Origin of the sequence: Flavobacterium sp. N1736, from assembly GCF_025947065.1 — a bacterium.
Taxonomy (GTDB): Bacteria; Bacteroidota; Bacteroidia; order Flavobacteriales; family Flavobacteriaceae; genus Flavobacterium.
The window spans coordinates 3439385-3454788 of sequence record NZ_CP109994.1 but is presented as its reverse complement, the minus strand read 5'-3'; the positions used below and the strand labels follow the sequence as shown (position 1 = coordinate 3454788).

Sequence of the window (15404 nt, the reverse complement as noted above, 5' to 3'; positions counted from 1 at the left end):
TTTATTTGTTTAATGGATTATAGCGTTTCGCTCAGCCATTTAAAAAATTCTCCTTGCCAAACCTGCGCATTTTGTGGTTTTAAAACCCAGTGATTTTCCTCAGGGAAATACAATAGACGGCTTTTGATTCCTCTTAATTGTGCCGCCTGAAAAGCCTCTTGTCCTTGTCCAATTGGCACACGAAAATCTTTTCCGCCCTGGATAATTAAAATTGGTTTATTCCAGTTTTGCACCAAAGTTGCCGGGTTAAAAGTAGTATACGCTTTTTGAGCAATTGCATTATCTTTTTCCCAATAAGCGCCTCCAAAATCCCAGTTGTTAAAGAAAACTTCCTCTGTAGTTCCCAACATACTTACCGTATTGAAAACACCATCGTGAGCAATAAAAGTTTTGAAACGGTCTTTATGAATTCCGGCTAAATAAAATACCGAATATCCGCCATAACTTGCACCAACACAGCCTAAACGAGCTTTGTCGACGTAGTTTTCTTTAGAAACATCGTCAATTGCCGAAAGGTAATCGTCCATAACCTGTCCGCCCCAATCCTTACTAATTTGTTCGTTCCATTCAACACCGTGTCCGGGCATTCCGCGACGATTTGGCGCCACAACAACATAACCTTTAGCAGCCATTAATTGAAAATTCCAACGGAAAGAATACGATTGAGTCAACGCAGATTGCGGTCCGCCCTGGCAAAATAACAAAGTTGGATATTTTTTAGAAGCATCAAAATTAGGAGGTAAAATTACCCAAACCAACATTTTTTTGCCATCAGTAGTCGTAACATAACGTCTTTCTGTTTTGCTTAATGCCAATGTTTTGTACGTTTCTGTATTTACATTAGAAAGTTGTTTCCAGGTATTTTTCTTCAAATTAAAAGAAAAAATCTCCGGCGCGTGATTCATATCATTTCTCGTAACAATAATATCGTCACCCGTAAAACCAACTAAATCATTTACATCAAAATCTCCATTTGTCAATTGACGAACCTGAATTGCAATTCTTGTTAATCCCGGAAAGTTTACCGTAAACAATTGTTTAGTTCCATCAACAGGAGCAACAAAATAAACGTTTTTGCCATCTTTACTCCAGATAAAATTATCTACAGTTCCGTCCCAATTTGCCGTTAAGTTTGTTTTGATACCTTTAAACTCAACAATAATGTCGTTTTTATCAGCCTCATAACCATCACGTTTCATTTGCAGCCAGGTTAAATTTCCTATTGGCGAAAATTGCGGCGCCGTATCGTAACCTAAATTATCTTCGGTTCTGTTAGTCGTTTTTTGAGTCTCTAAATTGTACTCATAAATATTGGTATTGGTCGAAATTGCATATTCAGTTCCCGCTTTTTTCTTGCATACATATAAAATGCTTTTTCCGTCAGGAGACCAGATATAATCTTCATCGCCGCCAAAAGGTTTTTGCGGACTATCAAAAGTTTCTCCTTTTAAAATGTCAATTCCCTTTGCACCATCTTTATTTTCTTTATAAAAAACGTGATTAAATTTCCCTTCATTCCACGTATCCCAATGGCGATAATCTAAACCGTTATAAATTTGCACATCTGATTTTTGAAGGTTCGGATAATAATCTTTACCTAAAACCTTGTCCAGTTTTACCTCTTCATTATACACTAAAAACTTTCCGTCAGGCGAAATATTTTTGTCTTTCAAAATTTCTTTCGTGTCTTTAATTTCAGTTGCATTTCCTCCGTTTACAGGTATTGTGTAAAATTTAGAATTTGACTTATTTTCTTCTACAGAAGGAGTTGAAACCTTAAAAACAACATTTTTTTCATCTTTCGAAAGTCCAAGTGCAGACACTCTTCCTAATTTCCATAACAATTCCGGTGACATCACATTTTGTCCGATAGCGTTTAAACTCATCATTATTAAGGTTGTAAATAAAACTTTTTTCATAATAAACTTGTAATTTTTGTGGAGCTAAAAGTACGACTATATTTTAGGAGTAAATGTTAAAAGATTTAAACCATATAAGTTATATATGTAATATCTTAATGTGAAAAAATATCTAAATATTAGAAAAATAAATCAGCATTAATCATTTTAACCTGTCACTAAAAAAATATTTTTAAATGAACTTACATACCTTATATGGTGAAAAAAAATCATTATTTTTATAAAAAATTGCCAAATGGATTTAAGTTACTGGGAACTGAAAAACTGGTTTACCAACATTGATTACACAATTGTTGGCAGTGGAATTGTTGGTTTACATGCCGCATTACGCTTGCGCGAAAGATTTCCGACTGCAAAAATTCTCGTTTTAGAAAAAGGAGCGTTGCCGCAAGGAGCAAGTACCAAAAATGCAGGTTTTGCCTGTTTTGGAAGTCTCTCAGAAATTTTAGAAGATTTAAATACTCATTCAGAAGAAGATGTTGTGCAGCTCATCGAAAAGCGTTGGCAAGGTTTGCAATTACTCCGAAAAAGACTTGGAGATGCAGCAATTGATTTTAAACCTCACGGCGGATATGAATTATTTTTGAAAGATGATGAAAGAGGTTTTAACGAAACGATAATGCGTTTGCCATTTATCAATGAGATTTTAAAACCAATTTTTAAAAGTGATGTTTTTGCCAAAGAAGTAGACCGTTTTGGTTTTGAAAACATTCACGAATATTTGATTTTTAATCCTTTTGAAGCACAAATCGATACCGGAAATATGATGCAGGAATTGCTGAAACAAGCCGTTGCTGCAGATGTTTTAATTTTAAACCAGCAAACCGTAACAGGATATTCAGATTTAGGAAATCATGTTGAAATTGCGTTGGGCGATTTTAGCTTTAAGTCTAAAAAAATACTTTTTGCAACAAATGGTTTTTCAAATGCTTTAACAAAAGGCGAAGTACAGCCGGCAAGAGCGCAGATTTTAATTACAGAACCCATTAAAAATCTGGATATAAAAGGAACTTTTCATTTAGATCGCGGTTATTATTATTTCAGAAATATTAACGACAGAATTTTACTTGGAGGTGGAAGAAATCTCGACTTTGAAGCAGAAAATACAACTGAATTCGGTCAAACCAAAATTGTACAAAATAAGTTGGAAGATTTACTTAAAAATGTAATTTTACCAAATCAGGAATTTCAGATAGCGCATCGTTGGAGCGGTATTATGGGAATTGGAAACAGTAAAAAACCGGTTGTTTCGCAACTGTCTGAAAACGTGTTTTGTGGAGTACGTTTAGGCGGAATGGGCGTTGCAATAGGAAGTTTAATAGGAACAGAATTAGCAGATTTAATATAATGGCAGTCAAAAAACCAGCACCAAAAAAAACAACAACCGCAAGCAAATCAAAACCGGCTTCGAAGAAAAAGACAAATCGTTCTTTTGGCGAAAAAGTAAAATGGTTTTTTATTAAATTATTTTTATGGTTCTTCGGACTCTCGATTGGATCTGTTATCTTTTTTAAATTTATTCCCGTGCCTTTTACGCCTTTAATGTTAATTAGAGCGATAGAAAATAAACTGGATGGAAAAGAAGTTTACTTTGATCACGATTGGGAACCGATTGATAAAATTTCGATGAATTTGCAAAAAGCCGTTATCGCCAGTGAAGACGGAACTTTTTTATCACACAATGGTTTTGATTTCAAAGCACTTCAAAAAGCATACAAAAGCAACGAACGCGGACGCCGAATTCGCGGTGGAAGTACGATCTCGCAGCAAACCGCCAAAAATGTATTTTTATGGCAGGGAAAAAGTTATTTCCGTAAAGGTTTAGAAGCTTATTTTACCGTTTTGATAGAAATTATCTGGGGTAAAGAGCGTATCATGGAAGTTTATCTGAATAGTATCGAAATGGGTGACGGAGTTTATGGTGCTTATGCCGCAACAGAACATTGGTATCGTCGCGACGCTTCGAGTTTAACACCAATGCAGGCTGCGGGAATTGCAGCTATTTTGCCAAACCCAAGAAAATTTAAAGCAACAGGATCTTCAAGTTATATAAACAGACGTAAGGAAAGAATTGTTCGTGAAATGCGCGCCGTTGGAAAAATAAATTATGATGGGAAGTAAAAAGAGCATTTTTGCATTCCTGATTTTATCGTCAATATTGACTTTTGGACAAGGAAGAACGAAAGAAATAGGGTTTATTACAGATAATGATTTATATACATCGTCTAAAAATGACATGTTTTATACGAATGGTTTAGAGCTTTTTTACCGATTTTTATCAAAGAACGAAAACGAAAAAATCAATAAAAAAATCACTGAGTTTCGAGTTGGACAATATATCTACAATCCAAGATATATCAATTACGAAGCCCGTGATCATAATAATCGTCCTTTTGCGGGTTATCTTTTTGCAGAAGCGGGACGAAGCTTTTTTTATAACAGTGAATCGGTTTTAAAAACAGATTTTCAGTTGGGTTATATGGGACCAAATGCTTTTGGACGAGAAACGCAGGAAGCATTTCATCATACTATTGGTTATAAAGAGGTTTTTGGCTGGGAACATCAGGTTCATAATGCATTGGGTATTCAGGCGCATGCTTTGTATTCGAAGAAATTATTTAAAAGTCATCCCAATGATTTTATAGATTTTAATTTTCAGTCAGAAGCAAATCTGGGAACTATTTTTACCGGAGTTTCCGCAGGGTTTTTAACCCGAATTGGGTTCAAGAAATTACTTCCAATTTACGATTCTAATTTACATGATGCTTCTGTAAGTTCTCAGGCGCAATACAATATTCGTGAGTTTTACTTTTACGCCATTCCAAGCGTCAATTACCAATTTTATGATGCTACAATTCAAGGAAGCATGTTTAGTAATACAAGTCCTGTAACTTTCGATTTGATTCCGTGGCGCTTCAATGCTGAATTTGGTTTAAAATACCGACATAATAACTTCAATATGTCGTATTCGTTTATTTATCATGGCAAAGAATTAAAAAGCTTTGAAATGATAGGATCTTTTTATGGCAGTATTCGCTTGGGGTATTTGTTGAAGTAGGTTTTTTTTAAGGTTCTAAGTTGCTAAGATTTCTGCTTCGACATGCTCGGTCATTGCTCGGAACGAAGCAATCTCGCTTGCTAAATCGATGATTAGATAATAGTGGAGTTGCTTCGATAGTGCGGATTTGTAATCCGCGCCCGCAAAGTGATCACAACGTAAATTAAAAAAGCCACTCCTTATATGTAGAAACAATTTTAAAAATTATTTCTATTTTGAAATTGCGATTAAAAAATTTACAACAAATACAATTAAAAGAACCAATCCAATAAGAAGGAATATAGTATCTTCTGTTGTACTAATGTTTTTTTTGGCTAATTGATAACGGTGAAATAACATTCCGATTTCGTATAAAAACAAAAAACCAATTAATGCCAGCAAACCATATATTTTGGCCAATCCGCCGCTTCCGCTAAATGCTCCTTCATGAGCAAACCAGCCAACAATTGCAGCCAAAGGAACGATTAGTAATGTTGATTTTATAACAAGCGGACTGCCTTTCCAAAACAATAATGCAATGAGAGCTAATATCGGAATTAATAACCAGCGTAATAATACAGTCATATTTTATAGTTTTATTTGAATTATAAAAATACAATAAAATAAAAAACCGTATCACAATAAAGTAATACAGTTTAGTAAATGGTTATTTTATGAATCAAAATCCGCGCTATCGGGTTTATTGTTTTGTATAGAATCCCGGTAAATAGCCTTTTGATTCCATTTTTTTCTCTGAGGATTTTACAAAGTTAAATCGAATTGTTGAACCTTGCATACTTTGACTAAAATCGACCACATACAAAGTAGAAGTAGAAGATATTTGTTGTGGATATGGATTGCTTGAAAATTTTGTTGTTTCCAGGCTAAAAGAAATCTGCTTTTCACTTTTTTTATTATACTTAATGTCGTGTTCAGTAAAAGTTAATGTTTCTCCGGCATCATTTTTCCAAGTTCCCTGAATCCAATTTGGAGGATTAAAAACATCAAAATCTTCTTCGTTTGAAGAACAGGAAGCAATAATATATAAGCTTAATATTAAAATTAATTTTTTCATTTTCTTAATTATTTGATTAAAAACGAACAAATGTAAGAAAATAAATATGAAAAAATATATTTGAACCTTTGTTAACCAAAAGTTTAACTTTTTATACCGATCACCTTCCCGATGGATTGAGATGCTCTAGACTTTTGTTTCGACCAATATAATACTGGATTTAGTATACTTGAGAATAAGAATAAGTGTAAAACATAGTTTGCAGAAATGAAAATACCCAAACATAAAGTTATGTTTGGGTATTTGTTTTTAAAATATTTGTGGAGAATATCGGATTCGAACCGATCACCTCTTGCCTGCCAGGCAAGCGCTCTAGCCAAATGAGCTAATCCCCCGTTTTGTTTTTATTCTTTGAGGACTCGAACTATCACCCTCCCGATCAGATCGGGACGCTCTAGCCAAATGAGCTAATCCCCCAAAGCGATAGCAAATAAAGTCAATTAATTTTCAAAAAACAAATTTCAAATCGCGTTCAGACGAAAATAGTTGGAAAACCGTAACTTTACGATCAAAACTATTTTTATGAGTTCAGAAAATCAAAACGGTTCTTTACAAACTACCTTTCAAAATACTGTTGCAACGTTGCAATTTGGTCATCCGGCGAGTAATTCTTTTCCACGTCAATTGTTGGATCGATTAACTGCCGAGATTAATTCTTTAAGCCTTAATGAAACTGTTTCGGTTATTGTTTTGCAAAGCGAAGGTTCGAAAGTTTTTTGTTCCGGCGCTTCGTTTGATGAACTTTTGGAAGTAGAAAATGAAGAACAGGGAACAGAGTTTTTCTCAGGTTTTGCGCATTTGTTAAACGCAATGCGAAATTGCTCTAAACTTATTATTGGCCGCGTTCAGGGAAAAGCTGTTGGCGGCGGAGTCGGAATTATAGCGGCTTGCGATTATGCTTTGGCAACACCCGAATGTGCCATAAAACTTTCAGAATTAGCAATCGGAATTGGTCCTTTTGTGATTGAACCCGCTGTTTCTCGTAAAATAGGAAAAGCCGCAATGGCTGAAATGACTTTGGCAGCGCACGAATGGAAATCGGCAGAATGGGCTTTGCAAAATAAATTATTCTCTGAAATTCACCATGCAGAAAATCTTGATAATGCAGTTGCAAGTTTCGCTCAAAAGTTGAGTTCCTACAATTCCGAAGCTTTGCAAGAAATGAAGAAAATTATTTGGGAAGGAACCGAATATTGGGAATCATTACTTTTAGAACGTGCAGCAATTACAGGAAAATTGGTTTTGTCTGATTTTTCAAGAAAAGCGTTGATGCAATTTAAGAAGTAAAGTTTTTAGTCTTAGTTTTGAGTTTTCAGCCTCAGTTTTCAGCGCGATAACTTAGTTTTGTCATTTCGACCAAAGAGAGAAATCGCACTTGTAAATCGACAAAGATTGGCGATTCTTGGCACGGAGTTTCTTGTGTGATTTCTCTCTTTGGTCGAAATGACAGATTAATCGATGTAATCTATGAAATCTGTGGCAAGAAAAACAACAAAAAAAGCAGATCTTAAATTAAATACAAATTAACGATGACTATTATTTCCTTATTCCAAAAAGTAGATGTTGCAGAGAAAATTAAAACCGCTCCTGATGGCAGTTATCAGATTGGAGTTTTGATCGGATCGTTTATTCCTTTCATTATTTTAATAGGAATTGCGTATTGGATGTATAACAGAGCCAAAAAAAGAGATGAAAACGGTTATTAATTTGTAAATTTGCAACCTAAAATTCAAATCGATGAGTAATATCAGAATTACAAAGCAATTTAATTTCGAAACCGGACATGCTTTGTACGGTTACGACGGAAAATGCAAAAACGTTCACGGGCACAGTTATAAATTATCGGTAACGGTTATTGGTTCGCCAATTACAGATCGATCGAATGTGAAATTCGGAATGGTAATCGATTTTTCGGATCTAAAGAAAATTGTAAAAGAAGAAATCGTCGATCAGTTTGATCATGCAACCGTTTTTAACGAAACAACACCGCATATCGAATTGGCAAATGAATTAAAAAATCGTGGACATCACGTAATCTTAGTCGATTATCAGCCAACAAGCGAAAATATGGTAGTCGATTTTTCGAAAAGAATTATTGGACGCTTGCCTGAAAGAATCTCACTTCATTCACTTAAACTTCAGGAAACAGAATCTTCATTTGCAGAATGGTATGCATCTGATAATTTGTAAATAGAAAAAAGTTATATGTAAAAAGTCATATGTAAAAAGTGAAAAGTAAAAGTTATATGTAAAAAGTGAAAAGTAAAAGTTTCTGGAATTCTGTTTATATTCCTTAATTGACAACTCACATTTCACAAACCACATTTCACAACTCACAACTCACAACTCACATTTTCACAACCCACATCTCACAATACATGAAAAAAGTATATTTTGCTTCTGATCAGCATTTTGGTGCTCCCACTCCGGAATCGAGTTTGCCGCGCGAACAAAAATTTGTTGCCTGGCTGGATGTTATTAAACAAGATGCAGAAGCTATTTTTTTATTAGGTGATTTATTCGATTTTTGGTTCGAGTATAAAACCGTCGTTCCAAAAGGTTTTGTTCGTGTTTTAGGTAAACTGGCAGAAATTCGCGATAGCGGAATCCCGATTTATTTTTTCGTTGGAAATCATGATTTATGGATGAATGATTATTTTCAAACCGAATTGAATATTCCGGTTTATCATGATAATAAAGAATTTACTTTTAACGGAAAAACCTTTTTAATTGGTCATGGTGACGGAAAAGGTCCTGGAGATAAAGGCTATAAAAGGATGAAAAAGGTATTTACAAACCCGTTTTCAAAATGGCTTTTTCGTTGGTTACATCCAGATGTTGGCGTAAGTTTAGCGCAATATTTATCAGTAAAAAACAAACTGATTTCTGGTGATGAAGATGTAAAATTTTTAGGCGAAGAAAACGAATGGCTGGTTTTATACGCCAAACGCAAACTTGAAACTAAACACTACAACTATTTCATTTTCGGACATCGTCATTTGCCAATGATAATTTCCGTTGGCGAAGAATCAAAATATGTAAATCTGGGCGACTGGATTGGTTATTTTACCTATGGTGTTTTTGATGGCGAAACCTTCGAACTTCAAAAATTTGAACAATAATTACTTTTTATTATTTGGATATACAGCAATTTTATGCGTTCTAAGAATATAATTCGACTTCTTTTTTGTGTTTGATACCTGAAAAGCAATCGCATTCGACATTTGTTTCGGCATATGACATTCGACACAATTGTTTGCCAGCGCTTTTCCCGCTGTAGTTTTTAAAGTCATTTCGCTATGCTTCGTTTCCTGATGGCAGCTCATGCAAATTTTAGAATAAGAAACAAGTTTCTCAGAAGCATTTTCATGCGGATTATGACAAGTCATGCAATCCATCGTTTCACTTTTCTTAAAACATTTACTCTGAGACAATAATCCTAATTGATTTCCGTGTACATCATAATGAGTGCTGTCGCTCGATGAAGGAGTTGCCCTAAAATAATCATTAAGATTGTCTCCCGGTTTAAATTGAAAACGAGATTTCAACTTCATTTTATCATTTCCGGAATGGCATAATGCACAAGCATCTATTTTTTGCTGTCTTGTAAACTTTTTAAAAGAGACAATATTTTGGGCTATTTTTAAATCAGGAAATTTCAAATGTGTCTTTACATGTTCTTTCGCCGGTCCGTGGCAGCGTTCGCAATCAATACCATAAACCAAAGTTCTTTTATCTGTAAAAGTCTCCGCATCCATAGTCATTGATGTAATTTTATCTGAGCTTGTATTTACAAATTGACTCGCAATATTCGAACTGTGGCAAGCGTAACATTCCTTAGCTATTTCTCTGGTAAAGTTAGGTTCGTTTGCGGGAAATCCCGGACTGGTTGCCCAGCTGTTTAATGATTTGTAGTAAGAAACAGGAAGTTCGTAAGTATAATGATTTTTCCAGTAAACGCTCGTTTGCGCATGTTTGGTTCCAAAAACAATATCATAAGGATGCGCTTCGACTTCCTTTCCGTTTTTATATAAAACCTGATACAAACTATCGTCACGTTGCTCCATGACTAATTTGGTGTTTTTGTCATAGATAAAAGTATTGTTTTGTTTAAAATTACCCAAAACATTTTCTAAAGTAGCGGGAGCAGTTGCCTTAAAATGCGAACTGTGAAAAGCCGTTTCATATTGTACTTTGTGACATTCAATACAACTTTCAGATCCGGCATAATCAGTTCCGCGCGGATCAATATAATTGTCAGATTCATTTTTGCAGCTTGATAAAACAACTGCTATAACTAAAAAGGCAAAAAGTACTCTAAATTTTTTCATTATTGTAAATATACTTTTTTCTGAATAAATTCAAAATATATTTAGATAATGAAAAAATGATGTTAAATTATTTAGATTAATTCTTAATTCATTCCCGCGCCATAAACATATTCGTCAAGGTCAATTCTAAACAAAGAACCTTCAACTAAATCTTTTATGGATTTTAATTCTGTCATCGAAACAGCAAGATCTATAGCAGAACAAGGCGTTTTTAATAAAAATTTATGGCAGGAATATTTTAATTCGCAAGCATCACAACAAGCATTTTCGATTAAACTATCTTCGATTAAATCGCAAAAATGATTCAGTTCCTGAACCGTAAAATAAAAACCGGTTTCTTTAAATACCAATTGAACTTTGTCAGTTATCGTTTCATTTTCCTTTTTCCAGTAAAAAGCAATTCCAAAATTGTTGTGGTATAATTGTTCAATTTCTCTCATTACAAATCCTTTTGTTTCAACAAATATAAATATTATTTATATTAGTTCTAAATAAAAAATCATAAAAAAGATATTTTTTGAATCATACAAATGATAAAAATTATTCCATATTTTGATGATCTTCCATATCTTTTTGAAGATCCAGATTTCTAAAAGTAGGCGATTTTATTCCGAAACCTAAAACGGTTAATAAAGTCATGCTTCCGCCAAAAACTACTGAAGTTACAGTTCCCATTAATTTTGCCGTTAAACCACTTTCAAAAGCACCTAATTCATTAGAAGATCCAACAAACATAGAATTTACCGCTGCAACACGTCCGCGCATATGATCAGGAGTTTTAAGCTGTAAAATCGTTTGGCGAATTACAACTGAAATTCCGTCCGCAACACCGCTTAAAAATAAAGCCACAACCGATAACCAGAAAATAGTTGAAACTCCGAATAAAATAATACACAATCCAAAAATGAAAATGGCAATTAAAAGTTTCATTCCCGCTTTTTTATACAATGGAACATAAGCAGAAATCAGCATCGTAATAAAAGCACCAATTGCCGGAGCGGCTCTTAAAACACCAAAACCTTCGGGACCAACTTTTAAAATATCCTGAGCAAAAACCGGTAATAAAGCAACGGCGCCACCAAAAAGAACCGCAACCATATCAAGCGAAAGAACGCCTAAAATGGTTTTATTGTTGAATACAAACTTGATTCCTTCTTTTAAACTTTCCATAACCGGCTCGCCAATTTTTGGATTTAGAATTGGTTTTTTTTCGATTTGCGATAATGCAATTAAAGAGAAAACAGAAAACCCGACAACAAGACACATTGACCAGTGAACACCAATCCAGTTAATTGAGAATCCAGCCACCGCCGGACCCATTACGGCTCCAATTTGCCAAACCGAACTACTCCAGGTTGCCGCATTTGGATATACTTTTTTAGGAACAATTAAAGATAAAAGAGAGAAAATAGTCGGACCTAAAAAAGCACGAACCAATCCGCCTAAAAATACCAAAAAGTAAATCGAATATAAAATTACATTTGCTGATAAATCGCCTACTACTTTTGGCCATGTCAATAAAAACAGTCCAAAACTAATGACAGAAAAACCTAAAATACATTTTACCAACAATCCTTTTTTCTCTCTTTGGTCAACAATATGTCCCGCAAACAAAGCCATTGATACAGCCGGAATTACTTCCATCAAACCAATAATTCCAAGAGAAAGCGGATTTTTTGTTAAGCTGTAAACTTCCCATTCGATAACAATAAACTGCATCGACCAGGCAAAAACCATGGCAAAACGCAATAGTAAAAAAACATTAAATTCTCTATAACGAAGTGCCTGATATGGGTCGTTTTTCTTTTCTTTATTTTTCATTTGTTCTAATATCTTTAAGCATTAGTTGAGTCGAAACGTTTCCGTTCCATTCGTTTTCAGCCAGAGAATAAGCCAGCTGAAAAGCATTTTGATTTTTTGTAATGTCTATTTTTTTACCTAATCCAAAACCAATTGCCGCAATTCCATCTGTCCCGAGGCTTCGGGATTGCTTGACAAAAAGCCTCAAATGTTCTTCGTCTGCGCCCAAAGTTTTAGCATAACCAGTATCTTTTACATCGGAAGTCATAAAAACAGGCGTCATATTTTGTGGACCAAAAGGCTCGAATTGTTTTAAAATCCTGATGAGTTTTGGTGTAATATCCGTAAAGTTGATCTCAGCATCAATTTCGATTTCCGGAGTTCGCATTTCCGGTAAAATAGTCGCTGAAACCTGTTTTTCGAAAGCCTCTTTAAAAGTTTTATAATTCTCTGCTTTTAAAGTCATTCCTGCTGCATACATATGACCTCCAAATTGTTCCAAATGCTCAGCGCATGCATCCAAAGCATTGTAAACATCAAAACCTTTTACAGATCTTGCCGAAGCCGCATATTTATCACCGCTTTTAGTAAAAACCAAAGTCGGTCGATAATAGGTTTCAATTAATCTCGAAGCCACAATTCCAATAACACCTTTGTGCCAGTCTTCCTGAAAAACAACAGTAGAAAAACGATCTTCTTCCTGATTTTCTATTATTTGCTGAAAAGCTTCTTTCGTAATTCTCTTGTCTAAATCTTTTCGATCTGAATTGTATTGTTCAATTTCTGACGCAAATTGCTGCGCTTGTTCAAAGTTAAATTCCGTCAGTAATTCAACCGCATGATTGCCATGTTTAATTCTTCCCGCTGCATTTATTCTTGGCGAAATGATAAAAACGACATCTGTAATATCTAAAGTTTTCTTTTTTATCTGATGTACCAAAGCTTTAATTCCAGGTCTTGGATCTGAGTTAATAACCTGTAATCCAAAATAAGCCAAAACCCGATTTTCACCCGTAATCGGAACAATATCTGCAGCGATTGCCGTAGCGACCAAATCCAGATACGGAATAAAATCTTCAATAGTTTCATTTCGATTTTTCCCCAATCCCTGAATTAATTTAAAACCAACTCCGCAGCCGCATAATTCGTCATAAGGATAATTGCAATCTTCTCTTTTCGGGTCTAAAATCGCAACTGCATCCGGAAGAAATTCTCCGGGTCTGTGGTGATCGCAAATAATAAAATCGATGTTTTTTTCTTTAGCGTAGGCGATATGATCAATAGATTTAATACCGCAATCGAGCGCAATAATTAGCGAAAAACCGTTATCATCGGCAAAGTCAATTCCTTTGTAGGATATTCCGTAACCTTCGTCATAACGATCGGGAATATAAGTGGCAATATTTGGATAATGAGATTTTAAATACGCAGAAACCAAAGAAACAGCCGTTGTTCCGTCGACATCATAATCGCCAAAAACCAAAATGTTTTCTTGATTTTCAATCGCCAATTCAATTCGCGAAACCGCTTTATCCATATCTTTCATCAAGAACGGATCGTGAAGATGTTCTAATGAAGGACGAAAGAAATTTTTAGCATCGTCAAAAGTTTCAATGCCACGCTGAATCAAAAGTGTGGCTACAAAATCTTCTACATTTAAGGCTTGTGCCAAATGTTTGATTTTATCTTCAGAAGGTTTTGTTTTTAATGTCCAACGCATTTTTTATTGTAGATTTTTGATCTTAGATTTTAGACTGAAAAAATCTGAAATCGTTTAATCTGATGTATATTTTTTATTGCCACAGATTAAAGGATTTTAAAAGATTTTTTATCTGTTTTAATCTTCAAAAGTATTCGGCATTACCTTTGTCAAAGTTTAAAACCTTGACAAGGTTTCTAGGATTCAGATTTAGGATCAGGCAGAATTCAGGAAATCTAAAATCAATCCTGAAGCCTCGGGACTAAAATCTGAAATTATTTTGCTTCTAAAGCATTTCCTTCAAACTGAATTCCGTCCCAGCCTAAGTTGATGAAATTTCTAATGTTTTGGTGATTTGTTCCGTTTGGATCTTTTAAAACTTCTTCGAAATAAAAAGCTCCAAAACACGCCAAAGTTTCTTCTTTAGTTAAGTTTTGCAGTTTTGCGAAAGAAAATAATTTACAAGAACCCGAGTTTTCTCCGGCTGTATTATATTGTGTTCCGTTTTGAAAAGCAGTTGGCGTGAAGTTGTAATTTTCTTCAATTACTGCAATAGTTTCAGGAAATGTTATTTCGTTTGGAATTTGTTTTACTTTTTCTAAAAAGGCTTGAATGCTCATATTGTTGGATATTAGTTTTTTTGCCACAGATTACATGATTAAAATGATTTTTTTTCGCCACGAATTTCACGAATTTCCACTAATTAAATTTGTGATAATTTGTGCCATTCGTGGCGGACTTTTTTAATAATCTGCGAGAATCTTTTTAATCTGTGGCATAAATATTTTAATCTTCTTCTTCTTCTTCTGGTTCATCCTTCGAAAACTTACTTTTCTTAGGTTCTTTTGTTATTGTTTTTCCGGCAACTACAACGACGATTTCGCCGCGTGGTGCAGTTTTTTCAAAATGTGTTAATACTTCTCTTGCGGTTCCGCGAACATTTTCTTCGTGTAATTTTGATAATTCACGCGAAACACAAACTTGTCTGTCTTCTCCAAAATACTGTATAAATTCGACTAAAGTTTTAACGAGTTTATGTGGCGAAACGTATAAAATCATCGTTCGGGTTTCTTCGGCTAAAGCCAAAAACCGAGTCTGGCGTCCTTTTTTATCAGGCAGAAAACCTTCAAAAATAAACTTATCATTTGGTAATCCGCTGTTGACCAAAGCGGGAACAAAAGCAGTTGCGCCGGGTAAACATTCAACTTCGATTTTATTTTCGACACAAGCGCGCGTTAATAAAAATCCGGGATCAGAAATTGCCGGAGTTCCTGCATCTGAAATTAAGGCGATAGTTTCGCCGGCTTTCAAACGTGCAATTAAATTTTCGGTTGTTTTATGCTCGTTGTGCATATGGTGGCTGTGCATGTGCGTACCAATTTCAAAATGCTTCAACAATTTACCACTCGTTCTGGTATCTTCGGCAAGGATTAAATCGACTTCTTTCAGAATCCGAATGGCACGAAAAGTCATATCTTCAAGATTGCCAATTGGCGTTGGAACGATATATAATTTAGACATATTTTTTTATGTGAATGTAAAA

At 34.7% G+C, this 15404-nt stretch carries 16 protein-coding genes and 1 tRNA gene; 7 read left to right on the top strand and 10 right to left on the bottom strand.

The genetic code is table 11. The annotated features are described in order from the left end of the window. Positions 1-17 precede the first annotated feature (17 nt). A complete protein-coding gene (locus OLM54_RS14770; RefSeq protein ID WP_264535343.1) occupies positions 18-1919 on the bottom strand; it encodes a S9 family peptidase in 1902 nt (633 codons plus the stop codon). 235 nt (positions 1920-2154) lie between these two features. Here OLM54_RS14770 and OLM54_RS14765 point away from each other — a divergent pair, with 235 nt between their 5' ends. From OLM54_RS14765 to OLM54_RS14755, 3 genes are read left to right on the top strand one after another with little or no spacing between them, the layout of a single operon-like run. Next, positions 2155-3267, top strand: coding sequence for an NAD(P)/FAD-dependent oxidoreductase (locus OLM54_RS14765; RefSeq protein ID WP_264535342.1), 1113 nt, complete (start codon positions 2155-2157; stop codon positions 3265-3267). After that, complete coding sequence (gene mtgA / locus OLM54_RS14760; RefSeq protein WP_264535341.1) at positions 3267-4040, top strand: monofunctional biosynthetic peptidoglycan transglycosylase; 774 nt, start codon at positions 3267-3269, stop codon at positions 4038-4040. The genes OLM54_RS14765 and mtgA overlap by 1 nt, the downstream gene beginning before the upstream one ends. Continuing rightward, on the top strand, positions 4027-4977 hold the full coding sequence (locus OLM54_RS14755; protein ID WP_319802286.1) for a lipid A deacylase LpxR family protein: 951 nt from the start codon (positions 4027-4029) through the stop codon (positions 4975-4977). Before mtgA ends, OLM54_RS14755 begins: the two co-directional genes overlap by 14 nt. A gap of 210 nt (positions 4978-5187) precedes the next feature. On the opposite strand, the gene OLM54_RS14750 is transcribed toward OLM54_RS14755, so the two are convergent. The 3 genes from OLM54_RS14750 to OLM54_RS14740 form a co-directional block, all read right to left on the bottom strand. Next, positions 5188-5541 (bottom strand): hypothetical protein, encoded by a 354-nt coding sequence (locus OLM54_RS14750; RefSeq protein ID WP_264535340.1) that lies wholly within the window; start codon positions 5539-5541, stop codon positions 5188-5190. Between the two features lie 115 nt (positions 5542-5656). Continuing rightward, positions 5657-6031, bottom strand: coding sequence for a hypothetical protein (locus OLM54_RS14745; protein WP_264535339.1), 375 nt, complete (start codon positions 6029-6031; stop codon positions 5657-5659). Positions 6032-6292: 261 nt separating this feature from the next. Beyond that, positions 6293-6366: transfer RNA gene (locus OLM54_RS14740), tRNA-Ala, on the bottom strand. Between the two features lie 187 nt (positions 6367-6553). Here OLM54_RS14740 and OLM54_RS14735 point away from each other — a divergent pair. The 4 genes from OLM54_RS14735 (at position 6554) to OLM54_RS14720 (ending at position 9153) form a co-directional block, all read left to right on the top strand. Continuing rightward, positions 6554-7318: an enoyl-CoA hydratase/isomerase family protein gene (locus tag OLM54_RS14735; RefSeq protein WP_264535338.1), complete on the top strand. Its 765-nt coding sequence runs from the start codon at positions 6554-6556 to the stop codon at positions 7316-7318. A gap of 242 nt (positions 7319-7560) precedes the next feature. Next, entirely contained in the window at positions 7561-7737 is a 177-nt protein-coding gene (locus OLM54_RS14730) for a hypothetical protein (RefSeq protein WP_264535337.1), read from the top strand. Between the two features lie 31 nt (positions 7738-7768). Next, entirely contained in the window at positions 7769-8221 is a 453-nt protein-coding gene (locus OLM54_RS14725; RefSeq protein WP_264535336.1) for a 6-pyruvoyl trahydropterin synthase family protein, read from the top strand. Between the two features lie 188 nt (positions 8222-8409). Then, a complete protein-coding gene (locus tag OLM54_RS14720) occupies positions 8410-9153 on the top strand; it encodes a UDP-2,3-diacylglucosamine diphosphatase (protein ID WP_264535335.1) in 744 nt (247 codons plus the stop codon). Here OLM54_RS14720 and OLM54_RS14715 read toward each other — a convergent pair whose 3' ends face one another. The 6 genes from OLM54_RS14715 to rsmI all read right to left on the bottom strand — a co-directional run bounded on the left by OLM54_RS14715 (position 9154) and on the right by rsmI (position 15382). Further along, positions 9154-10362, bottom strand: a complete 1209-nt coding sequence (locus tag OLM54_RS14715) for a cytochrome c3 family protein (protein ID WP_264535334.1) — start codon at positions 10360-10362, stop codon at positions 9154-9156. Between the two features lie 83 nt (positions 10363-10445). Continuing rightward, entirely contained in the window at positions 10446-10802 is a 357-nt protein-coding gene (locus tag OLM54_RS14710; protein ID WP_264535333.1) for a hypothetical protein, read from the bottom strand. 100 nt (positions 10803-10902) lie between these two features. Then, the gene (locus OLM54_RS14705; RefSeq protein WP_264535332.1) at positions 10903-12183 is read right to left on the bottom strand and encodes an MFS transporter; all 1281 of its coding nucleotides are present in this window, start codon (positions 12181-12183) and stop codon (positions 10903-10905) included. Further along, on the bottom strand, positions 12173-13882 hold the full coding sequence (gene recJ, locus OLM54_RS14700) for a single-stranded-DNA-specific exonuclease RecJ (RefSeq protein ID WP_264535331.1): 1710 nt from the start codon (positions 13880-13882) through the stop codon (positions 12173-12175). The genes OLM54_RS14705 and recJ overlap by 11 nt, the downstream gene beginning before the upstream one ends. Before the next feature lie 254 nt (positions 13883-14136). Then, a complete protein-coding gene (locus OLM54_RS14695) occupies positions 14137-14481 on the bottom strand; it encodes a HopJ type III effector protein (protein WP_264535330.1) in 345 nt (114 codons plus the stop codon). A 166-nt stretch (positions 14482-14647) separates the two neighbouring features. Then, complete coding sequence (gene rsmI / locus OLM54_RS14690) at positions 14648-15382, bottom strand: 16S rRNA (cytidine(1402)-2'-O)-methyltransferase (RefSeq protein WP_264535329.1); 735 nt, start codon at positions 15380-15382, stop codon at positions 14648-14650. Between the last annotated feature and the right edge of the window lie 22 nt (positions 15383-15404).